Consider the following 1,040-nt stretch of genomic DNA (forward strand, 5'->3'; position numbering starts at 1 on the left):
AGCTGGTCAGTCGCGCTGCGCAGCAGGCAGGCTGACCATGACATCATCGCAGAGCTGCGTGAGCGTTTCCAGTGTCATGTAACGGCCGCGCTGGACGGTCCATTCCTCGGTCTGCTCCATCAGGATTGCCCCTACCAATCTCCGGATCGAGGCTTCGTTGGGGAAGATCCCGACGACGTCCGTACGTCGCTTGATCTCACCGTTCAGGCGCTCAATGGGATTCGTGGAATGCAACTTCGCGCGATGTTGGGCCGGGAAGGTCATGTAGGCCAGCACGTCTTCCTCCGCCTTCTCCATGAGCGTGGCCAGTTTCGGTAGCTTGGGCCGCATCTGGTCCGCTACCAGCCGCCACTGGGTCTTGGCCGCGGCATGGTCGGGCTGCGCAAAGGCGGTGGCGATAAAGGCCGAGACCACCCTGCGGCTGCTCTTGCCGGCATGGGCGAGCGCATTGCGTTGGAAATGAACCCGGCAGCGCTGCCAGGAGGTCGCCAGCACCCGCGCAGTGGCCGCCTTGATGCCCTCATGCGCATCGCTAATCACCAGCTTCACGCCGGAAAGGCCGCGGCGCACGAGGTCGCGCAGAAACTCTGTCCAGAAGGGCTCGGCTTCGGAAGCACCGATCGCCATGCCCAGCACTTCGCGTCGGCCGTCGGTGTTCACGCCCACCGCGATCGTCACGGCGACGGACACGATCCGACCACCCTGGCGGACCTTGAGATAGGTCGCGTCGATCCAGAGGTAGGGCCATTCTCCTTCGATCGGTCGGGTGAGGAAGGCATCGACCCGCTCGTCGATTTCTTCGCAGAGCCGACTGACCTGGCTCTTCGAGATGCCGCTCCCGCCCATGGCCTGCACGAGGTCATCCATCGACCGCGTCGAAACGCCATGGACATAAGCCTCTTGGATGACGGCCGTCAGCGCCTTTTCCACCGAGCGCCGGGGCTCGAGGAACGAGGGAAAGTAAGAGCCGGTCCGCAGGCGCGGGATGCGTAACTCGACACTGCCCGCACGGGTCTGCCAATCCCTGTCGCGGTAGCCAT

The 1,040-nt window shown here is 63.9% G+C and carries 1 protein-coding gene; it reads right to left on the reverse strand.

The window, feature by feature from the left end:
- Positions 1–6 precede the first annotated feature (6 nt).
- Positions 7–1,040, reverse strand: a 1,034-nt coding sequence (locus tag IE266_RS26745; RefSeq protein WP_189683185.1) for an IS256 family transposase, incomplete at its 5' end; no start/stop codon positions are given.

This window comes from Seohaeicola zhoushanensis (assembly GCF_014656415.1).
GTDB classification, from domain to species: Bacteria; Pseudomonadota; Alphaproteobacteria; order Rhodobacterales; family Rhodobacteraceae; genus Seohaeicola_A; species Seohaeicola_A zhoushanensis.